The organism is Providencia rettgeri (assembly GCF_041075285.1).
GTDB lineage: Bacteria > Pseudomonadota > Gammaproteobacteria > Enterobacterales > Enterobacteriaceae > Providencia > Providencia rettgeri_G.
Map to the genome: position 1 here is coordinate 2,862,217 of NZ_CP163512.1, position 26,480 is coordinate 2,888,696.

Below are 26,480 nucleotides of genomic sequence, written 5' to 3' on the forward strand. Positions count from 1 at the left end.
TGCCAATTGATAAAAAATGCTATTTGAGAATTTTATCAGTTGGCACTCCCTTTTTTTATTTGACTCTAGAGTGGACTCCAAAGTGTAAACTTATCAGTAATCAATAATGGAACTCATTATAGTTAGATAAGGGGGCGCTTATGCACTCACATTCTCATAAAGAAAATCATACACATACAAGCTCTTGCTGTTCAAGTACCAGCGCGTGTTCATCTACCGTGACACAAAATAGCACACACGTAAGTAATGACTCACATACTCATGAACATAGCCACCTAAATAAACAATCTGATGAAGACGAGGAGTCTCATCGACACAGTTGTGATAGCCATTCAGATCATGATCATCAACATGGCGGAAGCTGTGGGTTAACGGCGAGCACAATCAATGACGTTGAGCCTCTGCAAGCGGCAGGGAGACGTTTTAGCTGGGTTATCCGTGGAATGGACTGCCCAAGCTGTGCCAATAAAATTGAAACCGCTGTAAGCCAAATCGGTGATGTTAAACAAGCTAAAGTTTTGTTCGCAACTGAAAAGTTAGTTGTTGATGCCAATACGGATATCAGTGCCGCGGTACGCTCCACCGTAGAAGCTGCTGGCTATGAATTACTTGAGGTCGGTGGTAATAGTGCTGCGTCCATCGCACCACCACAAAGCTTACTCAGTGAAGCTAAACCTGTCATTATCTTAGCAATATTGATGGCAATCAGTTGGGGAATTGAGGTATTTAGTCCAAAAATCGGCAATATCGCCTTTATTTTAACCACGTTATACGGGTTATACCCAATAGCCAGCAAATCATTACGCTTAATTCGTACTGGTTCCCCATTTGCTATCGAAACATTAATGACCGTTGCCGCTGTGGGCGCAATTTTTATTCAAGCCACAGAAGAAGCAGCCATGGTTATCTTACTGTTTATGTTAGGAGAAATGCTAGAATCCTACTCGGCTGGTCGTGCTCGCCGAGGAGTCAGTGCATTAATGGCATTAGTCCCAGAAGATGCAGTTCTGATTAAAGATGGGCAAAAAACCACGGTTCCTGTGGCACAGTTACGTCCCGGAGACATTATCGAAGTTGCACCAGGTGGGCGTTTGCCAACGGATGCCGTATTAGTGTCAGGTTTTGCCAGCTTTGATGAAAGTGCTCTAACAGGGGAATCCGTTCCTGTTGAACGCAACGCTGGCGAAAAAGTAGCCGCAGGCTGTCTATCGGTTGACCGTGCTGTGCAAATGAAGGTGGTTTCTGAACAAGGGCAAAATGCCATCGACCGTATTTTGCAGTTGATCGAGGAAGCCGAAGAACGCCGGGCGCCAATTGAGCGCTTTATCGACCGATTCAGTCGAGTATATACACCGATTATCATGTTGATTTCAGCGTTAGTGATTATTATCCCACCTATTTTCTTTGCTGCATCTTGGGAAACATGGATCTACCGCGGTTTAACATTACTGTTGATTGGTTGCCCGTGTGCACTTGTCATATCAACCCCTGCGGCGATAACTTCAGCCCTTGCAACAGCAACCCGTCGTGGTGCATTGATTAAAGGTGGTGCAGCACTTGAGCAGCTAGGCACCATTACGACTATCGCATTAGATAAAACAGGTACGCTGACGGAAGGGAAACCCCACGTCACTGACTTAGTCCCTGTTGATGGAATGACCGAAAGTGAACTAATTCAAATTACAGCGTCTGTTGAGGTCGGTTCCCATCACCCGTTAGCAAAAGCGGTCGTGAACAAGGCGCAAGAACTCTCTCTCACGGTAACCGAAGCACTGGATCGTAAGGCGCTTGCAGGGAAAGGGGTTGAAGGGTTCCTTAATAACAAGCACATACTGGTTAGTGCACCGAGTCGTTTAGACACGCCATTAGAACAGGGATGGCAAAGCAAAGTTGAAACACTAGAGGCTGAAGGAAAAACCGTAGTTGTCACACTAGAAGACAACCGTGTCATCGGCTTAACCGCGCTGCAAGATACACTACGCAGTGACGCAACGGACGCGATGAGTATGCTCAAAGCCCTTAAAGTCAATGCAGTCATGTTAACGGGGGATAACCCTCGCGCTGCGGGGGCAATTGCCGGTCAATTAGGTATGGAATTCCGTGCAGGCTTATTACCGGAAGACAAAGTGACTGCTGTGATGGCGCTCAATCGCAACCATAGCACCATGATGGTGGGAGACGGTATTAACGATGCCCCAGCAATGAAAGCGTCGAGTATCGGTGTAGCTATGGGCAGTGGGACTGATGTCGCGTTAGAAACAGCAGATGCAGCCCTAACCCATAACCGCTTAACAGGCTTACCTGAAATTATAGCGCTATCCCGTGCTACTCGAAAAATTATCCGTGAAAACATAGCGATAGCCCTTGGGCTAAAAGGCGTGTTTTTAGTCACCAGTTTACTCGGGATCACTGGGCTTTGGGTTGCCGTGCTTGCAGATTCGGGTGCAACGGCACTTGTGACTGCAAATGCGGTACGGTTACTTCGAGTAAAATTACCTCAAGTGAAAAAGTAGTATTTCATCACCTAAGCAAAGCGCCGCATGCGGCGCTTTTTTTGAAACCGAAGGCAATAAAACAAGTTATTACAAAAGGTTATTTGTTTTTAAAAGCAATTTTAGGACTAACTTTTTATCCACACGCACGAAATCTGAGTAAAATTACCCACGTCAGCGAGCTATCTGTTTGGTGGGAAGACAACATGGTAAAACAAACCAATTCAACACCCCATGACGCGGCCTTTAAAGGTTTTATGTCTAAAGTTGACAATGCGCGTGACTTTTTTGATATTCACCTTCCTACCAGCATTAAGCAATTATGTCATTTCGATACATTATCAATAACAAACACATCCTTTATTGATAAACAGCTACGTTCTCGTTTTTCAGATATATTGTATACAGTCGAAACGCAGCAAGGTGATGGTTATATTTATATGTTAGTTGAACACCAATCAACTCCAGATAAATTGATGGGATGGCGGTTGATGCACTACGCATTTTTAGCCATGAATCAGCACTTACAACAAGGAAATAAAGACTTACCGCTGGTCGTGCCCATTTTATTTTACCATGGGAAAATGAGCCCTTATCCTTATGCTCAACCTTGGACACATTGCTTTCATTGGCCTGATATTGCGTCAGATTTATATAACAAACCCTTTCCAATTGTTGATGTCACGGTCATTGATGACAACGAGCTAGTCAATCATCGCAAAGTCGCCATTATGGAGCTTGCAATGAAACATAAAGACTTACGTGATGAGTTTCAACAGGTTGTCCCCTTGTTGGCTCAAGCGCTAAATCAGCACTATAATAGTGACGATGATATCATCACTATTCTTAATTATCTCTTTATCACAGTGGACTCAATCCATTTTGAATATATTGTTCAGCAACTGGGTGAAGCAACAGAAAAACATCAGGGGGTTATTATGAATATTGCTCTACGTTTACAAGAAAAAGGGCGTTTGGAAGGACGGTTGGAAGGTCATAAAGAAGCTCGTCAGCAAGCTTATCAACAACAACTTGCAACTGCTCAGTACCTATTAAAAAACGGCATCGACATAGAGTTAGTAATTAAAAGCACAAACTTAAGCCGTGAAGAAGTTATGTCCTTACAATCATAAAGCAGCATACTTCATTGTAAGTTTATTACTCTGAACTCGATTCAGTTTGAATATATTGTTCAGCAACTGGGTGAAGCAACAGAAAAACATCAGGGGGTTATTATGAATATTGCTCTACGTTTACAAGAAAAAGGGCGTTTGGAAGGTCATAAAGAAGCTCGTCAGCAAGCTTATCAACAACAACTTGCAACTGCTCTGTACCTATTAAAAAACGGCATCGGCTTAGAATTAGTAATTAAAAGCACAGGTATAAGCCACGAAGCACTGAGCTCATTGCCCAAATAGCTTGACTCCCAGTAAAAATGACCAATTTGTATCTCGTTGAAAAGAACGTAACTTTTCGTCATTCATTATATGCATAAAACAGCACATTTTCCTTATTGGCAATCATAGCGCTGTTTTACACAAAATCGCTTATAACCCGCTGGCCTTTTTACGCAACAAATAACGGTAAGGGGCACTTTCAGCGTCAACTGCGAGCAAGTCATGTTCCATAAAACGACAAAAGCCGGGAATATCACGTGTCGTCGCTGGGTCATCCGCAATAACCAGTAACGTCTCGCCTTCTGCCATATTACGAACAGTCTTACGAACTAACATCACTGGCTCAGGGCAGCGTAAGCCTAGTGTATCAAGGGTTTTAGTTGCGTTAGCAAATAAATCAGACATATAAACAACTTCTAAAAGTGATCAATAATTTGATTATATAATAAAACGTGCCTTGATGAATGAACAGTTTTGCTTTTGTTGCGCAACAGGCGTATGATGCGCTACTCCCAAGTTAGGGATGTATTTCATGGGTTCCCTCACCCCATTGTGACTAAAAAGGTACAATATGTTTGATTTTACTCCGCAGCAAAAAGCCACTGCGTTAATTTGGCTATCCTTATTTCATATTTTAATTATTACCTCCAGTAACTACCTTGTGCAGTTGCCGATCACTGTTTTCGGTTTCCACACCACATGGGGGGCATTTACTTTTCCTTTTATATTTCTGGCAACTGACTTAACTGTTCGTATTTATGGTGCCCCACTTGCTCGGCGAATTATCACCGCAGTCATGTTACCTGCACTGCTAATTTCTTATGTTATTTCCGCGCTATTTTTCCAAGGTGAGTGGCAAGGGTTTATTGCTCTGTCTGGGTTTAACGTATTTGTTGCTCGTATCGCCGCCGCAAGTTTTATGGCTTATGTCCTTGGGCAAATTTTAGATGTCAGCGTCTTCAATAAGTTACGTCAGAACGCACGTTGGTATGTTGCTCCCGCTTGTGCGATGTTTATTGGTAATTTAATTGATACCATTGCCTTCTTTTTTATTGCATTTTTCCGTAGCAGTGACCCATTTATGGCTGCAAACTGGGTGGAAATTGCGTTAGTTGATTACGCCTTTAAGCTACTTATTTGCATGTTATTCTTCTTGCCTGCTTACGGCGTTTTACTGAACTTGATTTTAAAATATTTCTTTGCAAATTCAGGCAAAAAGCAATTTGCGAATCAACATTAAGGGAAGGGAAGAGATATAGCGAATGACACTGGCATGCATATAGAGATAAAAAAAGAAATCTCTATCACTGAACTGTAAGGCACGTAGTTGGATATTGTTTTTCACATTATTGCTATTGTCTTGAAGTTTAATTCGCTAATTTACAAATTTCACTTTGAAAATACAGAAGTACTTCCTTTTATAGCACGGCAATCCACATAACCAAAAAAAGGAGATAGCGAAATGCTATCTCCAAACGGGTTAAACTGAACTAAAATAATCAATAACAACCCTACAATTCAATGAATAATAAATTATAACGCCCTTGCTAAAAGGGAAATTGGGTGCTCACATTTTTTACTCGTGGACATCTCAATTTGCCATTTACAGGTTTCACAGTCTGTAATCACCATATCCGCCCCACTTTCTTCTATTTGACGGAATAAGCCTGCACCAATACCTTGCGAAACCTCATAATTTTCTTTCTTAAACCCATAGGTTCCTGCAATGCCACAGCACTGTGAATCAAGCACTATCAACTCAACACCGGGTACGCGCTTGATGAGTTCTAGCGTATAGGATGTCCAGCCCATTTTTTCCATATGGCATGGTGTATGGTATGCCACTTTTAATGGGGTATGTTTCAGTTTAAGTTCACGCCCCTGCTCTAATAAACGATAAATATAACGTGTTGCCAGTTCAATGCTATCGCGCATTTCTGAAGTATCTACATCTAGCACATGGGGATATTCATCGCGGATTGTAAACGTACAGGTTGATGAAGTGGCGACAACGGGAACATGTTTTTCTAAGATCGTTTCTTGAAGTGACTCTAAGTTAGCATTCGCTTGGCGTTTTGCTTGTTTCATAAAACCGTTAGCAATCAATGCAACACCGCAGCATTTTTCGCGTTTAAGTAATTGAACACCAATATTCATCCCATTAAAGACTTTGATTAAGTCTTTCCCTAACTGAGGGTGGTTATAATTGACATAGCAACCATGGAAAAATGCAACTTGTTCTTCAAATTTAGCTTGTTCCGCTGCTTGTTTAGAGTACCAGCGACGGAATGTGCCGAATGAATATTTAGGCAACTCACGACGATGGTCAATTTTTAATGCCTTATCAAGAATTTGGCGGACAGGTTTTAATCCAGTAATAGTATTCACCACTGGCGCAAAAGGCGTAGAGAGTGAGCCCATCAAGTCCGTATGGCTTAAGATAGCATCACGAATTTTGGGTTTTTGCTGGCTATACGTATTCCTTGCACGCGCAATAATATCGCCGATTTTTACATCTGATGGGCAAGCGACTTCACAACGTTTACAGTTAGTACAATATTTCAGTGCCTCATCATAGAGCATCGGATCTTTTAAGCGCAAACGCTCACCATCTGGACCTGCTTGTTTGGGTCCAGGATATAATGGATTAACTTTCGCGACGGGGCAATATGTTGTACACACAGTGCATTTAATACAACTTTCAAAGCTTGCATCTTGAATACTCATTGTGCCACCTCCGCCTGCATTGCTTTGTTTTTATTCACTTCATTAATGATTTCATTCGCTGCAAATAGTGCGCTAATCATCGAAACTCCGGCACCACAACCTTGAGTAAGTGGATCAAAACCACCAAGAACAGCACCGGCGACATACAGGTTTTCAATCGCCTTTCCTGCTTTTTGAGCGCGCAGTTTTTCATCCGTTTTCACGCCAAATGCCATATAAGGCTGGGAAGCAAAAAATGCTTGATTGGTCCACTTCGCTCGTTCTGAAATCTCACACAAATCTAAATTCATCAGCGGTTCGTATACTCGGTCAAACGCTGCTACTAATCCATTATTAAAAAAGCTGCCTGTTGCCAAAACAAAGTGTTTGGCTTTGAGTGAAATATCCCCATGATTACGTGTCTGCACGGATGCAATGCGACCTTCAGTGTAGTTTACCGACGTCACTTTATCTCCTGGCATCACAATTCCACCTTGTCGACGAAACTGGCGTAACAGCATCTCATGCAAGCGAATACCTAATAATGAAGGGGGTAACGTTGGTAGCAAATACAGCTGTTTTCCTAAGCGCTTTTGTAGCTCTAACATGGGCTGCTCGCTGTCCAACCCTATGCAAGCCGGCATAAAAACAGCTTCTGCGTCCGAGACTAATGGCAAAATCTCCTCGGCGATTTGCTCCATATTTTCAAGTCTGTCTAGCCAACGTGCGACATTAATTGCTCTAAATTCGCTTGGATTTTCACGGAGGCGGTCAAGTAGTGGCAAATGTACATAATGGGCACTTGCTTGTACGCCTTCACGCTGCAGCTCATCAGCAACCATTTGGGGCTGAAAATCCAAAAACCCTTCAATGCCCACTACGGCAATTTTACTCACATCCATTTTTTGATGTAAGCCAACGGTAGGGACTGATTCAGGGCTTAGCCACGTCATGCGTTTATGGCCTAACGGCGTGATACGATAATGATTTTCTTCGCAAGAACCTTTTAAACGAATGCCTATTTGCTGCAAAATTGACTCTGCCATTCGGGCTAATTCTGCAACATTATTTTCCCCGATCAAACTATAAGGATGAGCAGGTGCTTGAGATTTCAACTCACCAAGCATAGTCAGCGGTTTTTCTGCTATTTTCCCATCAGGTAAATGGGTTAATAAATCTAACGAACCTGATGAAAAATGGAGTGCATTTTGCCCTGCACTCACTATTGCGCAAGACAAACCAGATTGTGTCAGGCGAATACCGCAAAGTAGCCCTGCAAGGCCGCCTCCCATTACAACAACATCATATTTCATTATCCGCCTCCTTCTGAGATGCACTACCCAGTGTGGCTTCATTCATCCCACACAACCCATGATAAACCCAGCTAGTAAATTCACTTTCACGCAATGCATCCCCCCAAGCAATTGGACGAACGCCTTTCCAACGTTCATTTAGGAAATGACTCAATTGCTGTTCAGTTTCATGTGGTGTGGCGACAATAAATCGATTAAGTAGCCCCGCAGCACGACAAGCACAAAGCTCTCCTTGGCAAGTCCCCATGCCTACACGGGTACGACGACGTAAATCCAATAGATTGTTCACTGTGAGCGAATTGACGGCGTAACGCACCTCTCCCGCAGTGACAGCTTCACATTCGCAGACTAAACTTTTATCCAAGCGGTCGGCGCTTAAAATTGCAGAAGCGCGGTCACCGTGGCGATAGACCGCAGAACCACGAATTGGCGCAGGGATGGAGACGACGTTGCGCAACGCTTCTTCAGCGCTGTGTTGTGACCCAGGAAGAGGAGCTTCCGCGGTAGTACATTTCGCTGAGTGACCGAGTTTTTCACAGACTTTATCCGTTGCCCATTCAGCCATCAGTCGATATGTCATTAATTTACCACCCGTAATAGTGATAAAGCCTTCCATTCCATCACGTTTTGCATGGTCTAAAAGGACAATGCCACGGCTGACATTTCGCCCTGACGGGTCATCATCACTGGCGACTAAAGGGCGAACTCCTGCGTAAGCGCGTAAAATACGCGTTGTCGCCAATGCCGGTGATAACATCGAACCTTCACGAATGAGAATATCCACCTCTTGCGGTGTGACATACATATTATCAATTTGGTCATATTCAATATGCGTAGAGGTGGTACCGATCAGGGAAATGGTATCACCAGGCACTAAAATGTCAGCATCCGCAGGCTTACGACAACGATTGATCACCATGTTGTTTAAGCGATGACCTAAAATCAATAGTGCCCCTTTAGCCGGAAACATTTTGATTTTTAAGTCACCATATTCTGCAATTTTTTGTCCCCAAATACCGCCTGCATTGACGACAATTTCAGCATAAATATCGTACTGCTTTTTCGCCTGATGATCGTAGACCGTCACACCACGCACCGTATCACCGTCACGAATAAGGCCGATAACCTCATGGTAAGTCAGCACTTTTGCGCCATGTTCTCGCGCATCTAACATGTTTGCTGCTGTTAAGCGGAATGGATCAACTGTGCCGTCAGGTACTCGAACCGCACCAATTAAATGAGGGTTGACTGACGGCTCAAGGCGGATCGCCTCTGCGGGATCAATCGCATTCGCATCAATACCTGCACTTTGGCAAGCTGTAATAAATTTTTGCTGATATTCGAGGCTATCTTCAGGCAAAGTAATAAATAAGCCATCTGTTCGCTCGATACAATGGTGAGCAATCCGCTTTAGGATCTTGTTCTCTTCAATACATTCCCTTGCAGATTCGCTATCGGTTACTGCGTAGCGAGCCCCACTATGGAGCAAACCGTGATTTCGCCCTGTTGCCCCGGTCGCAATATCGTGCCTTTCAAGTAAAACAGTTCTTAGACCTCGGCGAGCGCAGTCACGAGCGACCCCTGCGCCTGTTGCGCCACCACCAATAATGATGACATCCGTTTCAGTCACAGATGAGCCATTCATGTTGCATTCCTCACATTAATAAACATTTCTATAATCGATAAGTACAGGTTCTATTTTTATAATCTATTATTAAATATAGACCAGAAACGTGCTCAATGTTTGATAAGGAACAAAAACGAAAGCGATTAGTACATTTTTAGTAGTGAAAAGAACAATATCGTGACGAAAGTCACAAAATAATTAACATTTCTAGTTCCATTCCATTCACAAATGTCATTTACTATGCAACCTTATAAACAAAATCAATAATTGTGCGTTAGATTACAGATAAAATGTTTTCTAATAGATACAATTTAGAGCAATTAAGAAAATAAAAGATCTTAAATTACTCGATTGCTTTCGTTTTTGTTACTTCACCAATAATAAACACTCAATCCTTCTCTATTTCGAGGACGATGAAGTGTAAATAAATATTAGCATGCCATCGGAGGCGTATATGTTAAGCATTTTTAAACCAGCACCTCATATACAGAGGCTGCCAGCAGATAAGATAGATCCTGTCTATCGCAAGCTTCGCTGGCAGATCTTCATGGGAATTTTCTTTGGTTACGCAGCGTATTACCTAGTTCGGAAGAACTTTGCCTTAGCAATGCCATACCTTGTTGAACAAGGGTTTTCTAAAGGTGACTTAGGTTTCGCCTTATCAGGAATTTCAATTGCTTACGGCTTTTCTAAATTTATCATGGGGTCATTCTCTGACCGCGCGAACCCTCGCTATTTCTTACCTGCTGGTTTGATACTAGCTTCTGCTGTGATGTTAATCATGGGCTTCGTACCGTGGGCAACATCAAGCATCATGATCATGTTCATATTACTGTTCCTTTGTGGTTGGTTCCAAGGTATGGGTTGGCCGCCTTGTGGACGTACCATGGTGCACTGGTGGTCACAAAAAGAACGTGGTGGTATCGTTTCGGTTTGGAACTGTGCCCACAACGTTGGTGGTGGTATCCCGCCATTGCTATTCCTGCTCGGTATGGCATGGTTTAATGACTGGAAAGCAGCTCTGTATATGCCAGCATTCGCCGCTATCCTTGTTGCCCTTATCGCATTTGCGTTAATGCGCGATACGCCACAATCTTGTGGTCTTCCACCTATCGAAGAATACAAAAACGACTATCCGACAGACTATAAAGCGTCTGATGAAGAAGAGTTAACAGCAAAAGAAATCTTCATGAAGTACGTTTTCCCTAACAAACTGTTATGGATGATTGCGATTGCGAACGTATTCGTATACTTACTGCGCTACGGTGTTCTTGACTGGTCACCAACTTACCTGCGTGAAGTGAAACACTTCGCAATGGATAAATCATCATGGGCTTATTTCTTATATGAATACGCTGGTATCCCAGGCACATTATTATGTGGTTGGATGTCGGATAAAGTCTTCCGCGGTAACCGTGGTGCTACAGGCGTATTCTTCATGGTTCTTGTTACTATTGCGACTATCGTATTCTGGATGAACCCAGCGGGTAATCCGAACGTTGACATGGCATGTATGCTGATCATTGGTTTCTTAATCTATGGTCCAGTGATGCTGATTGGTTTACACGCCCTTGAGCTCGCACCGAAAAAAGCCGCTGGTACTGCCGCTGGCTTTACGGGTCTGTTCGGCTACCTCGGAGGTTCAGTCGCGGCAAGTGCTATCGTGGGTTATACCGTTGACTTCTTCGGATGGGACGGTGGCTTCGCGGTCATGATTGGCGGTTCAGCTCTTGCGGTTGCTTTACTGTTCATCGTGATGGTTAGCGAAAACAAACACAAACGTGAATTAGCGAACTCTCAATAAACATTTTGTTTATGAATAAGCGCTAACCTCAAGGGCTATATCACTACGATATAGCCCTTTTTTTATCAAAAAAGTGCCAAGGAGATATAATCATGAACTTCCCATTAAAAACATTGGTGGCAAGTATGGTTTTAGTGATGTCAGTGTCTGCTGCCGCGCAAGCGACAAATAAAGTGGTCATTGCCCATCGTGGTGCAAGTGGTTACTTACCTGAACACACCTTACCAGCTAAAGCGATGGCTTATGCACAAGGTGCCGATTTTCTAGAGCAAGACCTCGTGATGACGAAAGATAATGAGCTGGTTGTGTTACACGACCATTATCTTGACCGTGTGACGGATGTGGCTGAGCGTTTTCCTGACCGCGCTCGTAAAGATGGTCGTTATTACGCGATTGATTTCACTTTACCTGAGATAAAGTCTCTAAAATTCACGGAAGGATTCGATATTGTTGATGGCAAGCGAGTGCAAAGCTACCCAAATCGTTTCCCGATGGGTAAATCAGATTTTCGCATCCATACCTTCCAAGAAGAAATTGAATTTGTTCAAGGATTAAACAAATCAACTGGTAAAAATATTGGTATCTACCCAGAAATTAAAGCCCCTTGGTTCCACCTGCAAGAAGGCAAAGATATCACCAAGAAAACACTCGAAGTTCTTAAAGAATATGGCTACACCACCAAGGATTCCAACGTTTATCTACAGTCATTTGATCCAAATGACCTAAAACGTATCAAAAATACCTTGATGCCAGAAATGGGAATGGATATTAAATTAATTCAATTGATTGCTTATACCGATTGGAACGAGACTCAAGAGCAAAAACCTGACGGAACGTGGGTTAATTACAATTATGATTGGATGATGAAGCCCGGTGCCATGAAAGAAATTGCCACCTATGCAGATGGTATTGGTCCTGATTATCATATGTTAATTAGTGAAGAGTCCACCCCAAACAATATCAAAGTGAATGGTATGGTAAAAGAAGCCCACGAAAACAAGATGGCGGTTCACCCATTTACCATCCGTGTCGACAAACTGCCGAAATACGCGAAAGATGGGCAGCAGCTTTACGATATCATTTACAACCAAGCCGATGTTGATGGAGCCTTTACTGACTTCCCTGATTTAGGTGTGCAGTTCTTACAGAAACAAAAATAGTTTTCTGTAAAAATAACCAATAATGCAGCCATTTGGCTGCATTATATAAAGGGAAATAAGCTTGATATGCGTTATGCAATTGTCACTGGAAAAGCAATCACATCACTGATTTTTTCTGCATTTAGCGCAATCATAATCAAACGATCAACCCCCACTGCGACGCCTGAGCAATCTGGCAGTCCATGTTCTAATGCCGCCAATAAATGTTCATCAATCGGTTGAACAGGTAATCCCATCGCTGCACGTTTACGGTTATCTTGCTCGAAACGTTGGCGTTGTTCGCTAGCATCGGTCAATTCATGGAAACCATTTGCCAGCTCCATACCTTTATAGTAAACCTCAAAGCGTTCTGCGACACGGTGATCTTCAGTGCTAATTACCGCTAAAGAAGCCTGAGTTGCCGGAAAGTGATACACTACAACCGGTTTTTCTTTACCAATATGCGGCTCAACCCCCATAGTAAAAAGCAACTGTAACAGCGTATCTTTATCCTCTTCCTGCTCAGCAATATTACTCAAATCAAGACGTGCCGCCACTTCACGCAGCTCACTTTTCTCTGCGGATAATGGGTCAATATTTAAATGACGTAAAAAGGCTTGTTGATAAGAAAGTAACTCTGCACTTTCACATTCCAGTACCTGTTGTAACAAGTCATCCACTTCATTAATTAAGCGGTACATATCGAAATGCGGGCGATACCATTCAAGCATGGTAAACTCAGGATTGTGATGTCTCCCCGCTTCTTCGTTACGAAAACTACGACCGAGCTGATAAATCGGTCCACTACCTGCGGCTAGCAAGCGCTTCATGTGGTATTCAGGGCTGGTCATCAGATAAAGATTAATGCCTTGCGCAGCACCAGGGCCAACAAAACGTGTTTCAAATGGCACAAGATGGAAGTCAGTCACAGTAGCCTGACTCATTGCCGGGGTTTCGACCTCTAGTACACAGCGATCAGTAAAAAAACGTCTGATTTCCGCAATAATTTTTGCGCGCTGCAACAGGTTAGCGATGGGGGCAGTTGGCAGCCAGTTCGCTATATCACTCATTAAGATGACTCCAAAATAAACTTAGTCGTGCAGTGTACTCACCTCTCAAACAACGCACAATGCATTTTCAACGCTTCTACGCACATTTATCTGGCATAAAAAGGTCGTGAGAAAATAATCCGGGTTCTTCGCACTAGAAGTGAGTATAGATGGCATGATTATCCTCGGCTTTACTCGATTAAGCAAACCCTGGCAAATAACGGGGTCTTGCCGTTTAAGCTCAGCGAGGGGCTGTTTATCTTTGCTGCTGATTTTTACCGCTAAAAAAGGTTAAAAAACAGTCCAAAAAGTGAAAAATGTATCCGTCGTGGCTGACTGATGACGATTTAAATCAACTATTGTCCCTAAACGCTGCCCTACGGGTTCGATTAAAGCACATTTCACTCATTTAATGCTGCGTTGAGAGGCTCCTGCCCGGTTCACTCGGCGGCGAACCTCTCGCCTTTCCTAAAATGGCTTTAATTCGAATAAAAATTGACCATCAAAGATAAACAGCCCCTAGTAAAATCGCACTAGCCGCCTTTGTTTAACACAAGGGGAAATATGATTATTTCTTATATTATGTGACGAAACTGTTAATAAAAAAGTGAAACGATTCGCTTTCTCAGCAAATAGAAAAGGAGAAATTAAAAAATACAAAAAGCATTTAAATAAATAGTGAAGCAAATCCCAATTTAATATTCGGTATCAATTAAAATCTTCACGGCAAATAACCCTATTATTCACTTATCACAAACCAATCCCGACCAATTTACTCGGTTTTTAATACTAGTTTTTAATGTAAAAATAATGATAATCATTTGAAATTTCTTTTTATTCACCCTTAACACACTAAAAATAACTTAATTGTAAAAACAATTTATAAAAAATCGACATAGCTCACACTTTACAGGTAAATTCACCCAAAACACCCCTCTATATCAAATTTATCGCTGGGACTATTCGTTATAATTCACAGCAAGATAAGTCATTATTAGCTATTATATTATTTACTATTAAAAAAGAGAGATTTGACAATTTAACATTAGATTGAATTGAAAATGACCTAGCTAATTATCAAAAGTATTTAAAAGAATTTATCAATTTACACTTGAACAATGGAGAAGCGCAGTGCAAACCTTCAATGCCGATTTAGCGATTATCGGGGCCGGGGGCGCAGGCTTACGTGCAGCAATTGCTGCCGCTGAAGCAAATCCCAATATCAAGATTGCTCTGGTCTCAAAAGTATACCCAATGCGTAGTCACACCGTGGCCGCAGAGGGAGGATCAGCTGCAGTTACTCAGGCTCATGACTCCTATGACTATCATTTTAATGATACTGTCGCAGGTGGGGACTGGCTGTGTGAGCAAGATGTCGTCGATTATTTCGTTGAACATTGCCCTACAGAAATGACCCAACTTGAATTATGGGGCTGCCCGTGGAGCCGTAAACCAGATGGTTCAGTTAACGTTCGCCGCTTTGGTGGAATGAAAATTGAGCGTACATGGTTTGCTGCCGATAAAACTGGCTTCCACATGCTCCATACTCTCTTCCAAACATCATTAAAATACCCTCAAATTCAACGTTTTGATGAGCACTTTGTTCTCGACATTATTGTTGATGAAGGTCAAGCTCGTGGGCTGGTTGCCATCAACATGATGGAAGGCACGAAAGTACAAATTCGTGCTAATGCTATCGTGATGGCAACTGGTGGTGCAGGTCGTGTTTATCGTTACAATACCAATGGGGGTATTGTTACAGGTGACGGTATGGGTATGGCATTCCGCCACGGTGTACCACTGCGCGATATGGAATTCGTTCAATATCACCCAACAGGGTTACCAGGCTCTGGTATCTTAATGACCGAAGGTTGTCGCGGTGAAGGTGGTATACTGGTTAATAAAGATGGCTACCGTTATTTGCAAGACTATGGAATGGGGCCTGAAACACCACTCGGTAAACCAGAAAACAAATATATGGAACTTGGTCCTCGAGACAAAGTTTCACAAGCTTTCTGGCATGAATGGCGTGCAGGTCGCACTATCAGCACTCACCGCGGTGATGTTGTACATCTCGATCTTCGCCACCTCGGCGCAGAAAAACTCCATGAGCGTTTACCGTTTATTTGCGAACTTGCAAAAGCCTATGTTGGTGTTGACCCTGTAACAGACCCAATTCCTGTTCGCCCTACCGCTCACTACACTATGGGTGGTATCGAAACAGATCAGCGTACTGAAACACGCATTAAAGGTCTGTTTGCTGTGGGTGAATGTTCTTCTGTAGGCTTACATGGTGCAAACCGTTTAGGTTCTAACTCACTGGCAGAGCTGGTGGTATTTGGTCGTTTAGCGGGTGAAGAAGCCGCACGCCATGCCGCTGAAGCAACACCTGCAAATGCGAGCGCCATTGAAGCACGTACCCGTGATATCGAAGATAACCTGAAAAAACTCATGAACCAAAAAGGGAAAGAGAGCTGGTCGAAAATTCGTGATGAAATGGGGATGTCAATGGAAGAAGGCTGCGGTATCTACCGCACACCTGAATTAATGCAAAAAACCGTTGATAAGATTGCTGAACTGAAAGAGCGCTTCAAACACGTCGAAATTACTGACCATAGTAGCGTCTTTAACACTGACCTACTGTACACCATTGAATTAGGCTTTGGTCTTGATGTGGCAGAATGTATGGCTCACTCTGCAATCAATCGTAAAGAATCACGCGGTGCGCACCAACGTCTCGACGAAGGCTGTACAGAACGTGATGATGTGAATTTCCTTAAACATACTTTGGCATTCTATAACCCTGAGGGCTCCCCTCGTTTAGAATACAGTGATGTGAAAATCACGAAATCTCAGCCAGCTAAACGTGTTTACGGTGCCGAAGCTGAAGCTCAAGATAAGGCGAAGAAGGAGCAAGCTAATGGATGATATGAAACACCTAAAAATGGAGATCATGCGTTACAATCCGGAAACGGATAGTGAGCCCCATTTGGTGACGTATGATGTCCCTTACGATGAGCAAACTTCTTTGTTAGATGCGTTAGGCTACATCAAAGATAACCTCGCTCCTGACCTATCTTATCGTTGGTCTTGTCGTATGGCGATTTGTGGTTCTTGCGGCATGATGGTCGATAAAGTACCTAAACTGGCTTGTAAAACATTCCTGCGTGAATATCCGCAAGGCATGAGGGTTGAGCCATTAGGTAATTTCCCAATCGAGCGCGACCTTATTGTTGATATGACACACTTTATTGAACGTTTAGAAGCAATCAAACCGTACATTATCGGTAATGATCGTAAACCTTCTGAAGGTCCAAATAAACAAACGCCTGCACAGATGGCTAAATACCATCAGTTCTCAGGCTGTATCAACTGTGGTCTGTGCTATGCAGCATGCCCACAATTTGGGCTAAACCCTGAGTTTATCGGCCCAGCGGCAATTACATTGGCAGAGCGCTACAATCAAGATAGCCGTGACCATGGTGCGAAAGAGCGTATGCCTCTGTTAAATGGGGATAACGGTGTCTGGAGCTGTACATTTGTGGGCTACTGCTCTGAAGTCTGTCCTAAGCATGTCGACCCTGCGGCCGCTATCCAACAAGGTAAAGCAGCCAGCGCGCAAGACTTTGTTATCGCCATGCTGAAGCCACGATAAGGAGAATTGAAGTCATGACAACAAAACGTAAACCCTATATCAGGGAAATGAAGGGCGATTGGTGGCAAAAGCTGGGTTTTTATCGCTTTTATATCATGCGTGAAAGTACCTCGGTTCTTCAGGTTTGGTTTAGCCTTTTAGTATTATATGGCGTATTTGCACTAAAAAGCGGACCAGAATCATGGGCCGGCTTTGTTGGCTTTCTCAGCAACCCTATCGTGCTTATCATTAATATCATTACTTTGGCTGCAACGCTGTTACATACCACAACGTGGTTTAAACTGGCACCGAAAGCAGTCAATATTGTTGTTAAAGATAAAAAAATGTCGGAAGAACCTATTGTTAAAGGTTTTTGGGCATTAACGATCTTGGTAACTGCCGCTATCTTAGCTATCGCACTGTTATTTTAATCAACGGAGGATCTGATGAATCTAACGCCTAAACGTTCCGATGAACCAGTTTTCTGGGGATTATTTGGTGCCGGCGGTATGTGGAGTGCTATTGTTGGCCCGGCCATCATCATTCTACTTGGGATTTTAATCCCACTGGGGATCGCACCTGAAATGTTGAGCTACGAACGTATTCTCACATTTTGCCAAAGCTTTATCGGTCGTATTTTCTTGTTACTGATGATTATTCTGCCAGTTTGGTGTGGGATGCACCGTATCCACCACACGCTGCACGATTTTAAAATCCATGTTCCAGCAACAAAATGGGTTTTCTACGGCGGTTCTGCAATCATTAGTGTTATTGCTCTGATTGGTGTATTTACACTGTAATCACGCAATAATTTGTATACTCATCAATACCCCATACTTATTCAAGTATGGGGTATTGATGTTGTTGACAAAGTGGGATAAAAGCGTGGTTTTCCCACTTTGTGTTATCAGGCGAAAATCAATATATTGATTTTCCTTGTTTATTTTCAAAACCTATCCAACCTGCTGCCAAACATGTTATGTTTGGCAGCAGTCTGAATATCCCATACTTATTCAAGTATGGGATATTTTTTATCGCTGAAAATGAACGTCATTGCGAAATTAAACCAAAAGCACTAAAGACACGTCCAAACAGATATGGAGCATTATTAAATAGTATTTATTTACAATGAGCCATATTCAGATTAACCCCAGTTACCATAAAAAATTGGCTTGCTATGATAAATTTAAGATAAAAATAAATTCTTTATCTAAATTAAATCAATGCATTAGTTAAAATTACGTAATTTTCTACTCTTTTTATATCACTCATGGTAAGGGAAAATAAAATGAAATTTAAAGGATTATTCGTTTCACTGCTTCTTTCTGGAATAATGACATTACCAGCTCACGCTAAGTCGTTTTCTGTTGAAGATAAAAACGCAAATGAGATGCCAACTGAAACTGATTTCTATAATGAATGCGTCAGCACAAACACCTATAATTATCTACCCATGGCAGGGGAAGCCCAATCTTCAGTAGATAAAAAACGTGCAAAGCAAAAAGCGGCGGTTGAGAAAAAATGCAAATGCTCTGCTCCACTTGAATATAAATTATTCAATGAGTTAATTGGCAATAACCCTCAGGCATTCACAGAAAGGATGCAATCAGACCAACAATTAGCGATGCAAACGGCGCAACAAGCGCTTGAAAGAAAACGGCAAATTGATACGCAATGCGCCAAATAGTTTCCCACCGTTTAAGGTATGACTGCGTGCTAATTGTCGTACCTTAAAACCTAGGACTGTTTATCTTTGATGGTCAACTTTTATTCGAGTTAAAGCCATTTTAGGCAAGGCGAGAGGTTCGCCGCCGAGTGAACCGGGCCGGAGCCTCCCAACGCAACATTAAATACGTGAAACGTGCTTTAATCGAACCCATAGGGCAGGTGTTTAGGGACAATTGTTGATTCAAATCGTCGTCAGTCAGCACGACAGATACATTTATTCATTTTTTGGTCGTTTATTTACCCTTTTTAGCGGTAAAAATCAGTAGCAAAGATCAACAGCCCCTAAGGTTTAACGCCTTGAATTAACGTTTCTAAACCAAACAAAAAAGCCTCAGTTCCATCATCGTTATCCATAATTTGCAGAGCCGATTTTAACAGTGGAGGTATTGCATTTTCATCCACAGTTTCTCTCTCACTCTTCGCTGTATTATGCTCTTGCTGTTCAAGCACAGCTCCCAAAGTGAAATGCCCTATGGCACTGATGGCATAAAGACCTGTTTTTAACGAAAAGCCACTGTCGAGCAAAAATTTCAGCTGTGCTTCGACCGTTGAATATTGGTCAATGCCGGGTCGAGTCCCTAAATGTACTTTTGCTCCATCACGGTAACTCAACAATGCTCTGCGAAAACTCAATGCATTATTGCGTAAAAAATCCTGCCAAGATTCACCTTCACGCGGTAAAGAGTGGTCATGAAATCGCTCCATCATTTCTATCGCTAACAGATCCAATAGTGTCCGTTTATTTTTTACATGCCAATAGAGTGTAGGTTGCTCCACACCAAGCTTTTGAGCCAGTTTGCGTGTCGTCAAACCATCAATCCCCACCTCATTTAATAACTCAAGTGCCGCATCAACGATGGTTTTTTTATCAAGTCGAGCCATAGGTCCTCCTTATTTTTACTCTTGACACTCTATCATTGATAGGGATACATTCCAACTCTATCAGTGATAGAGAAGCTAATTATGAATAAATCCGCAATTATCGCCTTAACCATTACGACCCTTGATGCCATAGGTATTGGGTTGATCATGCCTGTACTCCCCGCATTGTTGCGCGAATATGTATCGGTTGAAAATTTAGCAAATCATTATGGTATTCTGCTGGCACTGTACGCTGTCATGCAGGTATTTTTCGCTCCGGTATTAGGAAAATGGTCAGATAAGTTTGGTCGTCGTCCGATATTATTGCTCTCCTTAGCTGGTGCGGTGATCGATTACACCTTGCTCGCTTTTTCCAGCACATTATGGATGCTTTATTTAGGGCGATTAATTTCAGGGATCACTGGCGCAACGGGAGCAGTTGCCGCCTCTGTTATCGCAGATAATACCGAGCCCAATGAGCGTACCTTGTGGTTTGGTCGTCTTGGTGCAGCGTTTGGTCTCGGCCTTATCGCCGGACCGATGATCGGTGGCTTTGCAGGTGAGTATTCCCCGCATATGCCGTTTATCATTGCTGCCATCTTAAACGCAGGGACTTTTATTGGCGTCTTTTTGATTTTTAAGGATCAGCAACTTCAAAGTAAACATGAAAATACGCATGATGCACCTTCGATATCCACCTCTTTTTTACAAGTGGCAAAGCCTATCGCACTGCTAATATTTGTCTTTTTTATGGCTCAACTGATAGGCCAAATCCCCGCAACAACTTGGGTACTATTTACCGAAAGCCGTTTTCAATGGGGTAGCATGGAGGTCGGGCTCTCTTTAGCAGGACTCGGTGTGATGCATGCGTTATTTCAAGCATTCGTTACTGGAGTAATTACCAAAAAGTTCAGCGAAAAGACCACCATTATTGTCGGTTTCATTGCAGATGGCAGCGCATTTTTAATTTTATCGCTACTCACTCAAGGATGGATGATTTACCCAACCCTTATCTTACTGGCAGGAGGTAGCATTGCCCTGCCTGCACTTCAAGGATTAATGTCAGCTCAAGTAAGTCATGAAAATCAGGGGAAATTGCAGGGCGTTCTCGTCAGTTTAACCAATGCGACAGGGGTTATTGGTCCATTATTATTTAGCTTTATTTTTGGCCAAACATTGGCGATTTGGGATGGCTGGGTGTGGATAATAGGTGCACTGATGTATGTTTTATTAACGGTTATTTATTTAACTTTTTATAGAGATGCTAAACGAGTAGAAAAGAAAGCAAAATTATTGACGAGCTAAATTTTAGACTATGGTATTTAAATGCTATGATATCCCCATCAGATTTGCTTTTGGAACATGATGTTAAGAGACATTTCAATGACAAAACAACCTAAAAAGCCAAGAACCAAGCCTGCAGAAGAAAGACTTGATGACTTGATGAATGCGGCGGAAAAACTCTTTCTTTCTAAAGGCTTTGTAAATACCACCGTCAGTGAAATTGTTCAATTTGCTGATGTGGCAAAAGGAACCTTTTATCATTATTTTCAATCTAAAAATGATATTATGGAAGCCCTACGTACTCGCTATATGGATTGGTATTTAGGTTATATTCAAACTGCTTTAGATAGCCAAGCAAGTGCCTGTGAGAAATTAAAAGCATGGTGCGAAAATAGCGTCAAATACTATGTTGAAAAGCAAAATATTCACGACATGTTATTTCACGATGAATACCATGGGCGTGTCAATGACCATGAAATCAGGGCCATCGAACAAATCAAATCCATCTTAATGCTTGGTGAAAAAAACCAAGAGTGGCCGGTTTTACCGCCTGAACTGATGGCAACAATGATTTATCATTCGATGCATGCCGCGGTTGATAACTTAGCGAATAGCACGGAATACAATCAACATAATCTAGGCGAAATTCTTTACCAACGCTTTAGCCAACTTCTAAAATAAGTTTGCCATCCATGCAGCGATACCTCGCTGCATTTCTAATATTATGTTCTTCGCTTATCTATTTTTATCTTTAAAGATCAAATTGTTATTTAATTCTTTTTGATAAACTCAATATCCCCCCTTAAATAAAAATGATTATATTGGTCGACGGCTGGTTTACTATCTGTGCTAGGGGCTGTTTATCTTTGATGATTAATTTTTCTTCGAATTAAAGCCATTTTAGGCAAGGCGAGAGGTTCGCCGCGAGTGAACTCGGCAAAAGCCTCTCAACGCAGCATTAAATGAGTGAGACATGCTTTAATCAAACACTGCGAGCACAGCTGTCTAAACGGATGTATTGACCGTCACTTCCAACGAAAATAATGATGATTGGCCCAGAAGATATACCAATAAAAGCCTATCTACCTCAACAAAATGCTCAGCCACCTTATAAGAATCGCCGCACGTTGTTTCGCTAATTAAACGCTAACAGATGGATACCTTACCTTCTGAATCAACCAAGCCTTATGCTATAGCGCAGATGTAGATGCCTTTTGCCTTAACCATACTAGATTGCACAAAAGCACCACCGTCGGCGGTCGAACAACATAGATTTTGTAGCGGACCTTATTACTCTAAAAATAATCCACATCCCCTCATTCAATTAATTGAGCGAGGGGATAAATGGAAAAAAGACTAAGTATGAGCAGGATTTGGTAAAAAATAAGAAATAAAATACGATAATCCACAAACAGCAATAAATGCCCCAACATAAACTAAGTGATATTGGCTGAGGTAGCTGACAATTAAAGGTGTTATCCCCCCAAGAGAAGCCGAAGCACCGTTGTAACCAATGCCTAAAATAGCTGCCTGACCATTTGACTTACTCATAAGAACCGCTGATAAATTGCACAGTATCATTGCTGAATAAACGGACATTAGCAGTTGGGCTATTAACACAAGTAATAGGTTATTCATTTGTAATATGAAATAAAGCGGTGCAGAGCAAAGAACCATTAACATGACGCCCATATTAAAAACCTGCTTAGCTGAACTATATTTATCCGTTAGCCAGCCACATATTAACATGAGCATTAACAGCAAACCTGACGATAAGATTGCATAAAAACTTTTTATTTCCTCAATCTTTAATTGCTCTGTAATCAATGAAGTAGATAAATTCTGCGAATAAAATGTGACTGTTCCTGGGATAGTAAACACAAATACCCAGAAAATACTCTGCCAGATTATTGTTTTTTTAACGGTATGAGTTACTTGATGATTTGGTAGTTTAATCCTAAACCAAAAACTGATTAATATATTCCCAACACCGATAAGTAAGGGGATACGCCACCCTATTGATTGCATCATTTCTTCACTCATGGTGTTTTTTAGTAAAAGGACAACGCCAAGAGAGACAACAACACCAAATAAAGAACTGGCAACGATAATAGAGGAAACCTTAGCTTGCTCTCTCGTATGTGCATCTTTAAATAAGTAGGTAATTAATGATGGAAACTCCCCTGCAAAACTAAATGATAATGCGAGTTGTAAAATTAATATTGCAAATGGCGTATAGTTACCTAATAATTCAATAGGTAATAATGCCATCATTAGAGTTGCTATCCCTGTAATAAAGCTAGTTAAGATTAAAGCTGATTTTTTCCCCGAAATATCAGCATAGCGACCTATAATATAACCACCTATTGGACGTATTAAAAAACGTAATGCAAAAATTCCCCAAACCATTTCTGTTGCTTGTGTATAACCCAACTTTGTTAATTCAGCACTTAAATAGGTCGATATCGCTGCAAAAACTGCAATATCATAATACTCCAGCGCATTCCCAGCGACTGCGCCAAATCTGAATTTCCATTTCATGTTATTTCCTTTATCTATCCCTGAAACTAACCGATTTAAATTAAGGATAACTAACAAGAGTTTCTAAGCATGCCAAGGTAATACCGTTTTCCTTTAATGCACTAAACAACCCGCTAGAAGATGTATGAGGACACGCGAGTTTCTCTTTAATTCGTTGAATTCTTTTATGCTCACAAGCTTCTGAACAACCTTGAATATAACTAATTTCTTTAACTTTACAATGAGATAACAACAACCGTATAGTAATAATTTCCTTTCGAGTAAAGCGAATATTCCCAAAACGCATATATTGATGTATATCCAAAATTTCCGTTTCTTGATTGCTTATAATAGGGCTATTTACTTTTGAAATTTCAATATTTTCCCGTAATGGCAAGTAATTATCGTCACTTTGTTTCCATACCCCATGCGTATAATCAGCAATTATAGGACGACATTTACATATAGCCATCATATCTTTTATCGATATTTTTCTTTTTGAGTTAATTGAAGTAATTTCATATACACTGCCATACTTTGCACAGAAATCTACTTTAACTTCGCTTTTGTTCGTTTTTGTCAATGTATCCATATATACTTTTGAATAATTACTCCAATATTGGATACCAGAAGATAATCTTTCACTAATTAATTTATCCAAATCCGCATCCCAATAAACTAACAACCATTCATAGTTACTTGATGAAATACTAATTTGCTTATTTAAAATATCAATTCTAGAAAAAGATAAATCAATATCATTCCAATCAAAATAGTTAGAAAATGTATTATTCAGCCCTGAACACATATCTTCTAAATATTTACTCTCAACATTCATAATAATTCCTTTTAATTTAATTAAATATTTAACCAAAAACACAAACAAAGAGGAAACATATTTAACACAAGATAAAAAACAATAAAAGTATAATTTAATAGGAGTATTAAAATTAAGAAATAAAAAATAGAATAAAAATAACTCGATGCAGAACATAAATAATTTAATAAATAACTATTGGAGATAAAATGAAAAAAGATTGGCACCCTGCGGATATTATTGCGGCAATAAAGAAAAAAGGATCTTCCCTTTCAGAATTATCACGACAAGCAGGCTTAAATTCATCGACACTCAATAATGCACTTTCAAGGCGATGGCCAAAAGGAGAAAGGATTATTGCTGAATTTTTAGGCGTCGCCCCTACAGAAATCTGGCCCTCTCGTTATCACAGACACAAACAAGAGGACTAAGCTTTCATATGCCTATCGCTGTTCAGCATAAAGCCATAAAGGCGGATAGCTATTGAACTTATCCGCCTATTTTATATTGAATGACTAACTCGATACTTTAAGGCCAATTAACCCTGTAATAATCAAGGCAAGGCTTAATAAGCGGAACATATTGGCAGATTCACCGAGGAAAATAATCCCAACAATTGCTGTGCCGACAGCGCCAATGCCTGTCCAAATTGCGTAAGCCGTTCCCACAGGTAAGTCACGCATCGCGTAAGCAAGTAACCCCATGCTGGCAATAATCGCGATAATCGTAATAATGCTGGGTGTTAAACGTGTAAAACCATGGGTATATTTTAACCCTACAGCCCAAACAACTTCGAGTAAACCTGCAAATAAAAGGACGATCCATGCCATGGTCGTAGCTCCCGTTACTAACTCGGGGTCGTCCCCATAATTGAATGACGTGATCCAGGTCGTCCTGAATACGTGTGATGAGAACCTCATTATAAACATTCGCTAGCACGGACTCAAGCAACAAAAAATAACAAATAAGCGTAAATTAGCGATCTTATTTAACCTATTTATGCTGTTTTTTGCTAATAAGCATCATTACCATCGCACTAAACAGTATGCAGAGGTAAAGTAGGAAATCCTATCAGGCCTATTCATCGAGAAAATAGCATGAGTTTCAAAGATATATTACTTGCCCTTTGCGTAGTGATTATTTGGGGCGTTAATTTCGTGATTATTAAGCTCGGTGTGACCGCGCTTCCCCCATTACTCCTCGGAGCGTTACGCTTTGTTTTTGTTGCCTTCCCTGCCATTTTTATTTTTAAGCGGCCTAAAATTCCGTTCAAATTATTATTATTGTATGGGTTAACCATCAGCTTTGGTCAATTTGCTTTTTTATTCTGTGCTATCCGCGTTGGTATGCCTGCGGGGATCACATCGGTGATCTTACAATCTCAAGCCTTTTTCACGTTATTACTAGGCGCTATGATTTTAAAAGAAACACTACAACCGACCCACTTTATTGGTATGTTTATTGCCATTGCAGGGTTAACAGTATTAGCAAATGGAGCCACTAGCGGAGGATTGGATGACATCCCATTACTTGGCTTAGCCTTTACATTAATAGCAGGCTTATCTTGGGCTTGTGGAAATATTACCAATAGAATCATCATGCAAAATCAAGGTGTTGAAAAGTGTAGTGCGCTATCTTTAGTCAGTTGGAGCGCTCTGATCCCCATCATCCCTTTCTTGATCAGTTCTTGGCTTCTAGAAGGTGAAGATGCAATTGTGGGTGGGTTATCTGGTTTCAATTGGTCTGTGCTTGGTGTGATTTTATACTTGGCTTATTTATCCACTTTTGTTGGTTACGGCCTGTGGGGTATATTGCTCGGCCGCTATGAAGCATGGCGTGTTGCGCCCTTTTCATTATTAGTCCCAGTGTTCGGCCTAAGCAGTAGTGCATTATTCCTTGGAGAACACATTAACGGAATACAAATTGCTGGTTTAATTTTAATCATGTTTGGTCTCATTACGACGCTTTTTGGTAAAAAAATTATTCAACGCCTAAGACATATTTAAGATAATTCATTTGATTACCGAAGGTTTTCAACTTTCGGTATTCACAACTACCGTTATCCCTTTCTCTATTATCCATTATTTCCCATCAGAGATTTATGCCATG

At 41.4% G+C, this 26,480-nt stretch carries 24 protein-coding genes; 15 read left to right on the top strand and 9 right to left on the bottom strand.

Annotated elements, in window-relative coordinates:
- The first annotated feature begins 140 nt into the window (after window positions 1–140).
- The 3 genes from AB6N04_RS13030 to AB6N04_RS13040 all read left to right on the top strand — a co-directional run bounded on the left by AB6N04_RS13030 (window position 141) and on the right by AB6N04_RS13040 (window position 3,910).
- Window positions 141–2,513, top strand: coding sequence for a zinc/cadmium/mercury/lead-transporting ATPase (locus AB6N04_RS13030; RefSeq protein ID WP_369308732.1), 2,373 nt, complete (start codon window positions 141–143; stop codon window positions 2,511–2,513).
- A 185-nt stretch (window positions 2,514–2,698) separates the two neighbouring features.
- Window positions 2,699–3,625: an Rpn family recombination-promoting nuclease/putative transposase gene (locus AB6N04_RS13035; protein ID WP_369308733.1), complete on the top strand. Its 927-nt coding sequence runs from the start codon at window positions 2,699–2,701 to the stop codon at window positions 3,623–3,625.
- 102 nt (window positions 3,626–3,727) lie between these two features.
- Window positions 3,728–3,910: a hypothetical protein gene (locus tag AB6N04_RS13040; RefSeq protein WP_369308734.1), complete on the top strand. Its 183-nt coding sequence runs from the start codon at window positions 3,728–3,730 to the stop codon at window positions 3,908–3,910.
- A gap of 129 nt (window positions 3,911–4,039) precedes the next feature.
- On the opposite strand, the gene tusA is transcribed toward AB6N04_RS13040, so the two are convergent.
- A complete protein-coding gene (gene tusA, locus AB6N04_RS13045; RefSeq protein ID WP_369308735.1) occupies window positions 4,040–4,294 on the bottom strand; it encodes a sulfurtransferase TusA in 255 nt (84 codons plus the stop codon).
- 166 nt (window positions 4,295–4,460) lie between these two features.
- On the opposite strand from tusA, the gene AB6N04_RS13050 reads away from it, so the two are divergent.
- Window positions 4,461–5,129, top strand: coding sequence for a 7-cyano-7-deazaguanine/7-aminomethyl-7-deazaguanine transporter (locus AB6N04_RS13050; RefSeq protein WP_369308736.1), 669 nt, complete (start codon window positions 4,461–4,463; stop codon window positions 5,127–5,129).
- 293 nt (window positions 5,130–5,422) lie between these two features.
- Here AB6N04_RS13050 and glpC read toward each other — a convergent pair whose 3' ends face one another.
- Genes glpC through glpA form a run of 3 tightly spaced genes read right to left on the bottom strand, consistent with a single transcriptional unit; the run spans window position 5,423 to window position 9,553 of the window.
- Entirely contained in the window at window positions 5,423–6,616 is a 1,194-nt protein-coding gene (gene glpC / locus AB6N04_RS13055) for an anaerobic glycerol-3-phosphate dehydrogenase subunit GlpC (RefSeq protein WP_369308737.1), read from the bottom strand.
- Complete coding sequence (gene glpB, locus AB6N04_RS13060; protein WP_369308738.1) at window positions 6,613–7,908, bottom strand: glycerol-3-phosphate dehydrogenase subunit GlpB; 1,296 nt, start codon at window positions 7,906–7,908, stop codon at window positions 6,613–6,615. The genes glpC and glpB overlap by 4 nt, the downstream gene beginning before the upstream one ends.
- Window positions 7,898–9,553: an anaerobic glycerol-3-phosphate dehydrogenase subunit A gene (gene glpA, locus AB6N04_RS13065; RefSeq protein WP_369308739.1), complete on the bottom strand. Its 1,656-nt coding sequence runs from the start codon at window positions 9,551–9,553 to the stop codon at window positions 7,898–7,900. The genes glpB and glpA overlap by 11 nt, the downstream gene beginning before the upstream one ends.
- Before the next feature lie 436 nt (window positions 9,554–9,989).
- Between glpA and glpT the strand changes: the two genes are divergently transcribed.
- Together glpT and glpQ are read left to right on the top strand one after the other, a co-directional pair.
- The gene (gene glpT / locus AB6N04_RS13070) at window positions 9,990–11,339 is read left to right on the top strand and encodes a glycerol-3-phosphate transporter (protein ID WP_369308740.1); all 1,350 of its coding nucleotides are present in this window, start codon (window positions 9,990–9,992) and stop codon (window positions 11,337–11,339) included.
- Between the two features lie 92 nt (window positions 11,340–11,431).
- Window positions 11,432–12,499, top strand: coding sequence for a glycerophosphodiester phosphodiesterase (glpQ, locus tag AB6N04_RS13075; protein ID WP_369308741.1), 1,068 nt, complete (start codon window positions 11,432–11,434; stop codon window positions 12,497–12,499).
- Between the two features lie 71 nt (window positions 12,500–12,570).
- Here glpQ and epmA read toward each other — a convergent pair whose 3' ends face one another.
- The gene (epmA, locus tag AB6N04_RS13080; RefSeq protein WP_369308742.1) at window positions 12,571–13,548 is read right to left on the bottom strand and encodes an elongation factor P--(R)-beta-lysine ligase; all 978 of its coding nucleotides are present in this window, start codon (window positions 13,546–13,548) and stop codon (window positions 12,571–12,573) included.
- A gap of 1,110 nt (window positions 13,549–14,658) precedes the next feature.
- Here epmA and frdA point away from each other — a divergent pair.
- From frdA to AB6N04_RS13105, 5 genes are all read left to right on the top strand, one after another.
- On the top strand, window positions 14,659–16,455 hold the full coding sequence (frdA, locus tag AB6N04_RS13085; protein WP_369308743.1) for a fumarate reductase (quinol) flavoprotein subunit: 1,797 nt from the start codon (window positions 14,659–14,661) through the stop codon (window positions 16,453–16,455).
- On the top strand, window positions 16,448–17,182 hold the full coding sequence (locus tag AB6N04_RS13090; RefSeq protein WP_369308744.1) for a succinate dehydrogenase/fumarate reductase iron-sulfur subunit: 735 nt from the start codon (window positions 16,448–16,450) through the stop codon (window positions 17,180–17,182). Before frdA ends, AB6N04_RS13090 begins: the two co-directional genes overlap by 8 nt.
- 14 nt (window positions 17,183–17,196) lie before the next feature.
- On the top strand, window positions 17,197–17,592 hold the full coding sequence (frdC, locus tag AB6N04_RS13095) for a fumarate reductase subunit FrdC (protein ID WP_369308745.1): 396 nt from the start codon (window positions 17,197–17,199) through the stop codon (window positions 17,590–17,592).
- A gap of 15 nt (window positions 17,593–17,607) precedes the next feature.
- A complete protein-coding gene (gene frdD / locus AB6N04_RS13100; RefSeq protein ID WP_369308746.1) occupies window positions 17,608–17,961 on the top strand; it encodes a fumarate reductase subunit FrdD in 354 nt (117 codons plus the stop codon).
- Window positions 17,962–18,449: 488 nt separating this feature from the next.
- Entirely contained in the window at window positions 18,450–18,848 is a 399-nt protein-coding gene (locus tag AB6N04_RS13105) for a hypothetical protein (protein WP_369308747.1), read from the top strand.
- A gap of 323 nt (window positions 18,849–19,171) precedes the next feature.
- Here AB6N04_RS13105 and tetR read toward each other — a convergent pair whose 3' ends face one another.
- Window positions 19,172–19,771: a tetracycline resistance transcriptional repressor TetR gene (gene tetR / locus AB6N04_RS13110; RefSeq protein ID WP_369308748.1), complete on the bottom strand. Its 600-nt coding sequence runs from the start codon at window positions 19,769–19,771 to the stop codon at window positions 19,172–19,174.
- 81 nt (window positions 19,772–19,852) lie between these two features.
- On the opposite strand from tetR, the gene tet reads away from it, so the two are divergent.
- A complete protein-coding gene (tet, locus tag AB6N04_RS13115) occupies window positions 19,853–21,055 on the top strand; it encodes a Tet(A)/Tet(B)/Tet(C) family tetracycline efflux MFS transporter (RefSeq protein ID WP_369308749.1) in 1,203 nt (400 codons plus the stop codon).
- 78 nt (window positions 21,056–21,133) lie between these two features.
- Window positions 21,134–21,715 (top strand): TetR/AcrR family transcriptional regulator, encoded by a 582-nt coding sequence (locus tag AB6N04_RS13120; protein WP_369308750.1) that lies wholly within the window; start codon window positions 21,134–21,136, stop codon window positions 21,713–21,715.
- 675 nt (window positions 21,716–22,390) lie between these two features.
- On the opposite strand, the gene AB6N04_RS13125 is transcribed toward AB6N04_RS13120, so the two are convergent.
- Window positions 22,391–23,575: an MFS transporter gene (locus AB6N04_RS13125; RefSeq protein ID WP_369308751.1), complete on the bottom strand. Its 1,185-nt coding sequence runs from the start codon at window positions 23,573–23,575 to the stop codon at window positions 22,391–22,393.
- Between the two features lie 40 nt (window positions 23,576–23,615).
- The gene (locus tag AB6N04_RS13130) at window positions 23,616–24,392 is read right to left on the bottom strand and encodes a hypothetical protein (protein ID WP_369308752.1); all 777 of its coding nucleotides are present in this window, start codon (window positions 24,390–24,392) and stop codon (window positions 23,616–23,618) included.
- A 188-nt stretch (window positions 24,393–24,580) separates the two neighbouring features.
- Here AB6N04_RS13130 and AB6N04_RS13135 point away from each other — a divergent pair, with 188 nt between their 5' ends.
- Window positions 24,581–24,802, top strand: a complete 222-nt coding sequence (locus tag AB6N04_RS13135) for a helix-turn-helix domain-containing protein (protein WP_369308753.1) — start codon at window positions 24,581–24,583, stop codon at window positions 24,800–24,802.
- An 84-nt stretch (window positions 24,803–24,886) separates the two neighbouring features.
- Here the strand turns inward: AB6N04_RS13135 and sugE are convergent, their stop codons facing one another.
- Window positions 24,887–25,201, bottom strand: coding sequence for a quaternary ammonium compound efflux SMR transporter SugE (sugE, locus tag AB6N04_RS13140; protein ID WP_004258648.1), 315 nt, complete (start codon window positions 25,199–25,201; stop codon window positions 24,887–24,889).
- 267 nt (window positions 25,202–25,468) lie between these two features.
- Here sugE and AB6N04_RS13145 point away from each other — a divergent pair, with 267 nt between their 5' ends.
- On the top strand, window positions 25,469–26,377 hold the full coding sequence (locus tag AB6N04_RS13145) for an EamA family transporter (RefSeq protein ID WP_369308754.1): 909 nt from the start codon (window positions 25,469–25,471) through the stop codon (window positions 26,375–26,377).
- Window positions 26,378–26,480: the final 103 nt, after the last annotated feature.